Consider the following 9,300-nt stretch of genomic DNA (forward strand, 5'->3'; position numbering starts at 1 on the left):
CCAGCGGCCTCCACCGCACCAAAACTGCAAGATACCGCTCGACCTGAACATCAACTATATGTGGCACATATTCCTGCAGTACAAGATCTTGACCTGGCATAATCGAGCCCCTTCACAAATTTGAGAAGCTCTGTAATAGATTTTCCGATAGTCTCGTTATAGATTTTCCGATATCAAGCTGTAGCAGTATGTCATGAGCCCCGCTCATCGTGAGACTACATGCGCTACGCTTGCTTGCTGCTTGGGGAGCTTGAGGGCATCCTCGTTGAGCGGCTTGAACCATGCGTAGCAAAGACATAGAAAGCTGTCTGTTTGAGCGGATCGCTCTGCTGCGGCGGTCAGAGCACGTGGAGACAACCAGATGTTCGCGCAATCTTGGTTAAAGCACAGAAGCTGAAGTATATGCGCTCGAAGCATCAGCTCTATTATCAGTCAGAACGACACTGATGTGATAAGCTGTGAACCGGACGGCTAAGAGATGCTACCTCACGGTCGCTCCAAGCATAAACTTAGGTGCAGACGGCTTCTAGGTTTTGACTCTTGGGCTACTTATTTCTGTTTCAGAATAAGTAGCCCACTTTTACTGGAGCTTCATTACCAGTCAGAACGACACTGCTCCAAAACCTATATGCACTCACAAGCCTTCCTAGGTCTCGTTTCATTACCAGTCAGAACGACACTGCTCCAAAACTTATCTGTGTGCATATTTGTTTCTCCTAACGTTTCATTACCAGTCAGAACGACACTGCTCCAAAACAAGAGCTTAAGTGAAGTTGTTTTCATTTGGGTTTCATTACCAGTCAGAACGACACTGCTCCAAAATCCAGCGGTTTTTAGCATCCCAGGTTGCCGCGTTTCATTACCAGTCAGAACGACACTGCTCCAAAACAAGGAGAGACTAATGAGCAGAGTAGCATTTGTTTCATTACCAGTCAGAACGACACTGCTCCAAAACGCCCAATCCGCCGCGCCGTTTAACAGTGTGTTTCATTACCAGTCAGAACGACACTGCTCCAAAACGCGCTCGCTACAACGAGGATGTGGCGCAAAGTTTCATTACCAGTCAGAACGACACTGCTCCAAAACGAGTTCAGGTATCAATTCCGGTCAAGCGCGGTTTCATTACCAGTCAGAACGACACTGCTCTAAAACCAAAAAGCAGAGCGAGAAAAGCAACGGCGAAGTTTCATTACCAGTCAGAACGACACTGCTCCAAAACTCTTTGACCATTTTGATTTTGGCATCTCGCGTTTCATTACCAGTCAGAACGACACTGCTCCAAAACACCGGATCATATACACTGCCGCCACGCGAGTTTCATTACCAGTCAGAACGACACTGCTCCAAAACTCTTCCCAGTTAATCGTTGCAGCCCCATTCGTTTCATTACCAGTCAGAACGACACTGCTCCAAAACTCGCCAGTATACTCTTTAACGTCGAGGGGGTTTCATTACCAGTCAGAACGACACTGCTCCAAAACAGGGGTGTCTGGGCATGGAAAAAGCCAAGTGTTTCATTACCAGTCAGAACGACACTGCTCCAAAACTCGCCGGTGTATTCTTTTACGTAGAGGGGGGTTTCATTACCAGTCAGAACGACACTGCTCCAAAACGGTTGCATAGTGCAGTCTGTAGGCTATATTGTTTCATTACCAGTCAGAACGACACTGCTCCAAAACAGCTTGACCCGGCAAGTGCGCTCTATCGCTGTTTCATTACCAGTCAGAACGACACTGCTCCAAAACCAGAAAGTGATAGGGCTGCGCGCACTCGAGTTTCATTACCAGTCAGAACGACACTGCTCCAAAACTTGAACGCCAAGTGGCAACGTACCGCTTGCGTTTCATTACCAGTCAGAACGACACTGCTCCAAAACCAACCTCACAGCCGCTCCCAGTATAAACTGTTTCATTACCAGTCAGAACGACACTGCTCCAAAACCTCGAGCGTGAGGGTTATGAGATAAAAGTTTGTTTCATTACCAGTCAGAACGACACTGCTCCAAAACCCTCCTTCATGATGTCTTAGTCATTGTTCTGTTTCATTACCAGTCAGAACGACACTGCTCCAAAACTGCCAATTCGACGCAGGATTGATTTGTTAGTTTCATTACCAGTCAGAACGACACTGCTCCAAAACGTTATTGAGCGGCTGAACATCCGACATGCGGTTTCATTACCAGTCAGAACGACACTGCTCCAAAACCAGTGAGGAGGCGACATGGGTCTCTTTGAGTTTCATTACCAGTCAGAACGACACTGCTCCAAAACTAGGCAAGCGAGTCAAAGACCTCGCTCATAGTTTCATTACCAGTCAGAACGACACTGCTCCAAAACTTAACAACCCGGTCTTGCTTGTCGATCGCGTTTCATTACCAGTCAGAACGACACTGCTCCAAAACAAAGTAAACGTGAGCTTGCCGTCAACCGAGTTTCATTACCAGTCAGAACGACACTGCTCCAAAACGGACATGGTGGGGCTCCCTTCGTGGTGGTTGTTTCATTACCAGTCAGAACGACACTGCTCCAAAACAGATCGATTTAACGGCAAAATCCCCGACATGTTTCATTACCAGTCAGAACGACACTGCTCCAAAACTCCCGAACGGGATACCTGGCGCGTGCGTGGGTTTCATTACCAGTCAGAACGACACTGCTCCAAAACCAACCTCACGGCCGCTCCCAGTATAAACTTGTTTCATTACCAGTCAGAACGACACTGCTCCAAAACAGCCAAACAGCGCGTCCGGTGTTGAGGCGGGTTTCATTACCAGTCAGAACGACACTGCTCCAAAACTGTTCGACTTGCTCAAAAAAGAAATTGATTGTTTCATTACCAGTCAGAACGACACTGCTCCAAAACCCGCTTTCTCGATGCATCCGTATGCGCTTGTTTCATTACCAGTCAGAACGACACTGCTCCAAAACCGGGCAGTCATTGTTAGGGCGCGTCGCCTTGTTTCATTACCAGTCAGAACGACACTGCTCCAAAACAGCTCGATTTAACGGCAAAATCCCCGACATGTTTCATTACCAGTCAGAACGACACTGCTCCAAAACCATTGGAGCAAAATCTTCCCTGCAAAGAAGATGGACGTTCTGTCTGGCTCGACTTAAGCGACTCAAGAAGTTGCTGGTCAATCACTATTTTAGATTCCTGAATACCACACCCTTGTTCAATTTCAGGCTCCATCAGTAATACCGAAATTTTAAGAAAAAGCGCGTGATGATAGAACTCAAGGAGTTCTTTTTCACTTAAATAAAGCTTCAAACCGAAAAAGACTAAGGCTTTCTTGAGCCGCATATCATAAGCAAAGTCTAAAAATCTATGCAAATTATCAAGGTACGTAGCGCTCTGGTCATGCTGAACTGCACATCCGAACGCTTTAAGATAACGCTTCACGTCCCATTCTATATCGAACTGATAACACCCATTAATCTGATGTGTCAAACACAGAATAAGACTCTGGAGCTCGCGTCCCATTGCTTCAAACCGCATACGGCTATCTTCATCTTCCATAAGGAGATTTTGAATATGATCGTGTAACTGGCCAGTTAAATCACTACATCCCCATGGCAGGTTCAGAGGATCACTTATCACAAGTAGTGCCGCACCCGGACGCAGCTCCTGTTCTTCGTCATCCCAAATAGTAAACGGCTCTATCGCATCTTCTCCCAGTTCAGATAATAAGGAACGACATAGACGCGTATAGAGGTGGCGGTTGCCTACCTCTATCACCTCTATGTGATCACCTGAGATAAGGGCAGCATGACTTAAGCCGGAGAAGACAAGTCTCATAACACTAGAAAATTTTCCATCGTATCAACCTCATCATGCGCGACTTCCTTCCCTGCAATGCATACCATGGTGGCAAACTGACGCTCAGTTACTCGAAGCGCTTGCACAAGACCTTCAGATGGCCGATTAGCCTGTAAACGAGTCAATGCACTAGCAACCGCCGCCTCATTGAGAAGCAACTTTGAATACACCGAGTTCTGAAGCATCAAATAGCCCTCTTTAATGAGAAACTTTCTGAACGCTGCATATCGTTTTTTCTGCGCCGCTGTACCGACAGGTAAGTCAAACAAAACAAGCAATCTCATAAATCGTATCCGGCGTTCTTCGCTCATGGGTTTGTATATCCTGCAATATCATCTGGCAAAATTTGCTTATTCAAAGCATTAAGGCAATCTTGAATATATCGAGAGATGACTGAGCCGAGCTTATATTCTCCATCGCGATATTCCATAGTGTTATTCATCATGTCACCAAGCAAATGACGCTCGTCGGATCCAAATTCATTTCCCACCCAATCACCTACAAGACGGTCAACAACCGGGCGAAAGGGTTCCATAAAATCACATGCTAAATTAAACTGATTAAATTCACTCCGATGGCAAATGCCGCATTGAGTCAGAAAGCCTCTACTTACAATCTCTCGATTTACTGTTGAAAGCAGAATTGAGTATCCGTAATTCAAGGCTGCATTTACAGGACTCATTTGGTCTCGCGAAAAGTCTGATCCAAAAAGAGCCTTAAAGTAAATTCGAGCTGCATGCGCTTCCCGATTCGTTGTATCTCCAGACCTTACCTCACGCATAGCTGAAAGTAACAGGGCAGCCTCGGGTAGCTCTCGCCTTGATAGCAATGCTGCTTGTTGGCGAATCTTCTCACGAACAATACGCTGCCAGACTCGCTTTTTAATCGACTCTCCCCATGCTTGCTGTTCCACGATGCGCTTACTGACGTTATGAGATCCATAAATTGGTAGCAATTGCCCAATGGGATTATGTTTCTCATCAGAAACAATGAGGGATATTTTGCCCTTTGATAATTCAGACATGAGATATGCACTGATATTTACCTGCATGGTCTGTAGCACGATGGAGGATATCTCGGAAAGGTGTACTTTTGCAAGCGTATCCTCCCGTCGTACTACCAGATAGCCACTTCGATATGAGAGATGGCAAGGGCTCTCTATAAAAACAGTCCTAAAGGCCAATGCTTGTCCTTTTTTCAAACATTCCAGTTACCGATTGATCAATAAAGGTAACTGGTTTGCTCGTTAGCAATTTCTGATAGTCAGGCTGAATAGCACCAGAATACTTCGATCCTCCAATCGGACGAATATCAATTTTATTCACAGTAGCTGCAGACAGCTGAATAAGGTTTTTTAGAACTTCTTCCTTGCCCGCTATTTCGAGACCTGTAAATTGCACCGATCTCTCAGCAAGTTTAAGTATCCTATAGTGCTCCACGTCATACGCCTTAAACTTCTCTACAAGCACACTAAAGAGCTGATCAAGTTCTTCATCACTACATACCTTTCGATCATCAAATAGTTTTGCTGCGATCTTCAGTTCACTTTGATCTAATGCAAATTGATTGGCATTACGTGCCTCTTTAGCACCGGTAATAAATAAGCGCGCACCATTGACCTCAATCAATTGCTTTTTAGAAATTTTCGACCGCGCAATACCATCAAAAGAAAAACCACGCTGGCCTGCGACAGCTTGCGCATACTCGACAATATCAAAGTCTCCACCCGCACACTTAGAGACCGGGACTGGAGCAAAATCAATGAGGCGCTCCCCCTTCTTATTGATGGCGTAATAGCAGAAGAAATATGCAAACTTTTCACTGGTAAATCCACCATATTTGTCTGGGTCAAGCTGGCTTTTGAGAGGTAGGGCTAATTTCATCTTTGAACGGGGTGAATATATTGTCTCATCCCAAAACTCTCCGGAATTCTCCTCAGGCATCCTACTCAGAAATACTTGACGGTAGCTGAGATAACGCCTAATTCTCTTACACTCAAATTCGGCATCCCAGAACACCTCGCCAGTATTTTCATCAAACTTTGTCTCCTGAGTAAAATTCCAGACAATGAAGCTAGCATCTCCAGGGACATGCTTCTTGGTGTTCAGCTCTTGAGCTTGCTTGCGCACAAAACTCTTAACCACACGCGCATACGTAATCGGATCCTCAATAATCCCGGGATAGAAATTCATGACGAATCGTCCTACCGCTGCTGCCAGAAGTGCATCATGCGCATGATGATAATCATTAATCTCGCGGCATTTTATAAAGCGCTTGTACTTGCGAATATCAGATGAAATGCCAGCTTTAATAGAAACGATTTTGCTGTCAGGCAATTTGCTTTTAAGAAGCATTCTTACAAACTGAACAATCTGGCTCGTCTCTACAAGCTGCCTTGCAATGAAGCCTTTGATTCTACGCTCATCCATAGTGGAGCGCATTAGATTATTAAACTTTTTATCGCCAATAAGGCCTGCACGATGTAACTCCTGCCAGTATGGAGCCATCTTCCTCCGCATAGAATTTGGAAGCAGCAATTCATCTGTTTTTGCCTGATTCTCGCTCGACAAAACAAGAGCCTTATTCTCAATACTGTCATCCTTTATATAGGCTTGAGGAATAATATGGTCAACCTGATAATCACTGCCATACAGCTTATTGATATCAAGCGGCTTATTTGAATACAGGCTCTTTCCACCCTGAATAAAGTAAAGATGAAGGCGTTCGTCATTCAAATCAGCGTAACTACAAGCACGGAGTTCTTTAAGAAGTTCTGTTTTACTTTCAGCATTAAATCTAGAGATTGCCCCTGATACCTTCTCATAACGCTTCTTAGTACGATTTTTCTTATCAAGCGGAGTATCTTCACGAGTGGTTTCAATAAAGATATGCACTGGAGGTTTACCAGCGATCCTTATTATTTCGTCAATAATTCGGCATGCCTGGTTAACCGTGCGCCGCAATGCGGGAGAGCCTGGAAGATCATCGATAGAAAACTCTCCTGCTTCAGACAGATAATCATGGTTTTCATCCTCAATTCGCTGCTTAAACTCCAGGGCATCGTCATGAAGGATTTCCATAAAGACCATCGTGCGATTTTTACGAGATGAATTGGGGTCACCCTCGCGCATAATGTCCATGATTGACTTTTTGCCATCAGGTGTTTCTGCCTTAACGCCTGTGAGTAGCCGCTCAGATAGCCTACCCCACCCAGTTAAGCGTTTTTTCACAATCTTTTTGATTTGTTCAGGAGTAAGTTCGGAACCGAATTTGCGCTCCAATTCTTCTTTTAGAATTGATCGGTCTTCAAAAATTGTGCTCCAGAGAATGATTGTTTCAATCATAGGAAGCTTGCTCTCGGGCAGTTCATCTACCAAAAAGACATCTTTACAAAAGAATCGATACGACTTAAGAGAAGATTCGAACTTTGTTTCTCCCTGGCCACCTTTAACATGCACATGAGTAAACCCACGCCGAGACCTCATCCAATTGGCAACCATGGTATAAGTCACACTCGCGCGCTCTCGGAACAGCTCCTCAAGAATATCCATGCGGTCGTTGTAATTAAATCGATGCCACTTGTCTCCGTCTTGTGACCATCGGGCTCCATTTAGCTCATTCAGAACGCAAAACTCCTCGTAGAGCAGAGAGCTTTTCGGAAGCACAGGCTGTCCAACCAAATATGTACAATCACTTGTGAGGCGCTGGATAAAACGATGCGCTGAACCCGTCTTATCAATAACCTCTTCCCAATTCCAGGGATACACCGCCGCTGACTCTTTTCCAGGCAGACGATTTGACCATGCAAACCGAGGCTCACCATGCTTGTCGACTGCTGCATTCTGCTGCGTGAGAGGGCCTACATAATAGGGAATCCTGAACGTAATAAGTGACTCAAGCTTATCTTGGCAATCCAATAAAAACGGATAGTGACGACCCTGGTTTTGAATAATGGCGGTCATCTCTTCAAGATGCAACTGATATGGAATACTGCCATTATCACTCGTCCGCAAACGACGAAGAAAGCGCTCCTCTTCAAACGCAGCCATCATTTTCTGATAGCGCTCATCCTGTTCAGCGCCTGTACCATCCAGCAGGTTCTTAACCTCTTTTGCAAAGGCAGCATACTGCATACTGGAATGCGCAGCATTGTACTTGGTATACCCCTGTGCAACTGCAGGGTCATAGATTGATGTGCCCTCATAATACGCACCGCGAAAGAAGCCTGAGTAGCTCTCGCTTGCATAGCCGTGTACAAGATCCTTAAGGTTTTTGAGATCCGCCTTATACTGCTCATATTCGCGAACCTTACAAAATGAGAGCGTGGATCCTGTTACGTGCTCAAGTGCACCAGAAGTAATGGGAGCTCCATCACCCGATCCGATAATCCCAGATAAGATGAAGGCTGAATACACACGTCGCAAAGACTCAAACAAAGCGGCATCTTCATCACTCAGGCCAGCCAGATATTTCTCAATCGGCTCATCTTCCGCAAGAGCAAACTTCGCACCGTCCGTCTCGCCGCTAAAGATCTTTGAAAAGTCTGCCTTAAATCCAACAATGGCATTTGCGAGCTGCTTGCCAACTGTTTTTGTATCGGCAGCATCGAGTCCCAGTAGCCCCTGAACAGCTTCCTGCTTTGCACGGCGTTTTGTAGCTCCATTTTCTAGAGCCTTTACAATCTCTGCTACAGAACAGAGGCAGCTCATCTCGCGCTCACCACACCACTCTTCCAAAGCATCACAGAAGTATTCAACTGATGATGTCATTGAAGTATCAGCGGCTCTGAGAGAAGGGTTATCCTGATACAGGAAGTTCCCTCGATACTTTACCATATGGTGAAGGGCTAAATATATTTCTCGGATATCAGCCTTTTCCTCCGTAGACATAAGATATGCCCGCAGATGATATATGCTTGGAAATCGCCTGTAGTACGCCTTTTCATCTTTTTTTGTAATGAAGAGCGGGCTGTGATAATCCGAACAATCCTTCTGCCTATCTTCTTTAAGAAGACGTGCTTGGTTAAGCCGGAGGAAGAAATTTGGATCGACTCCAGAAATCTCCGACTCAAACATTTCTTGCAGCAAGCCGAGACGCCAGCGCCTCCGAATATAACGACGTCTTTGCCCACGCTTCGAACGCGTACCAGCTGCGGTGGCAGCTGATGGAAATATCCGGCTGCCCCAAGTTGGCTTACTTTTGAAATAGAGCAGCTCTCCATATATGCTCGTTACTGCCCAGCCCACCGAGCCGGTGCCTAAATCTAAGCCGATATTGTAATCACCTTGGATATTGCGTAGCTTCACTATAACCTCCATATGTGATACAGTAACCACGTCTTGATTACCAGTCGAGACGACACTGCAAGTCAAAATACGGCGTCTGTACGATTCAATAATTGAGCATTTTTTACGCTATGCTTCTCGTACTATTCACTTTTCACGCAATGCTATTCATGCATATATGAGCACGTGGGATATG

3 protein-coding genes, 1 pseudogene and 1 CRISPR repeat array are annotated in these 9,300 nt (G+C 45.4%); all 4 genes and pseudogenes read right to left on the bottom strand.

Going from position 1 to position 9,300, the window contains the following annotated elements:
- The first annotated feature begins 588 nt into the window (after positions 1-588).
- Positions 589-3,059: a CRISPR direct-repeat array (repeat unit 36 nt; unit sequence GTTTCATTACCAGTCAGAACGACACTGCTCCAAAAC).
- Between the two features lie 73 nt (positions 3,060-3,132).
- Positions 3,133-3,798 (bottom strand): annotated as a pseudogene (csn2, locus tag K6V98_RS08815) (type II-A CRISPR-associated protein Csn2); the annotation flags it as partial.
- Positions 3,795-4,130, bottom strand: coding sequence for a CRISPR-associated endonuclease Cas2 (cas2, locus tag K6V98_RS07790; protein ID WP_222199959.1), 336 nt, complete (start codon positions 4,128-4,130; stop codon positions 3,795-3,797). The gene cas2 and the pseudogene csn2, both read right to left, overlap by 4 nt.
- Complete coding sequence (gene cas1 / locus K6V98_RS07795) at positions 4,127-5,020, bottom strand: type II CRISPR-associated endonuclease Cas1 (RefSeq protein ID WP_306792840.1); 894 nt, start codon at positions 5,018-5,020, stop codon at positions 4,127-4,129. Before cas1 ends, cas2 begins: the two co-directional genes overlap by 4 nt.
- Positions 4,992-9,125, bottom strand: a complete 4,134-nt coding sequence (gene cas9, locus K6V98_RS07800; RefSeq protein WP_222199961.1) for a type II CRISPR RNA-guided endonuclease Cas9 — start codon at positions 9,123-9,125, stop codon at positions 4,992-4,994. Before cas9 ends, cas1 begins: the two co-directional genes overlap by 29 nt.
- Between the last annotated feature and the right edge of the window lie 175 nt (positions 9,126-9,300).

Source organism: Collinsella ureilytica (assembly GCF_019795105.1).
GTDB classification, from domain to species: Bacteria; Actinomycetota; Coriobacteriia; order Coriobacteriales; family Coriobacteriaceae; genus Collinsella; species Collinsella ureilytica.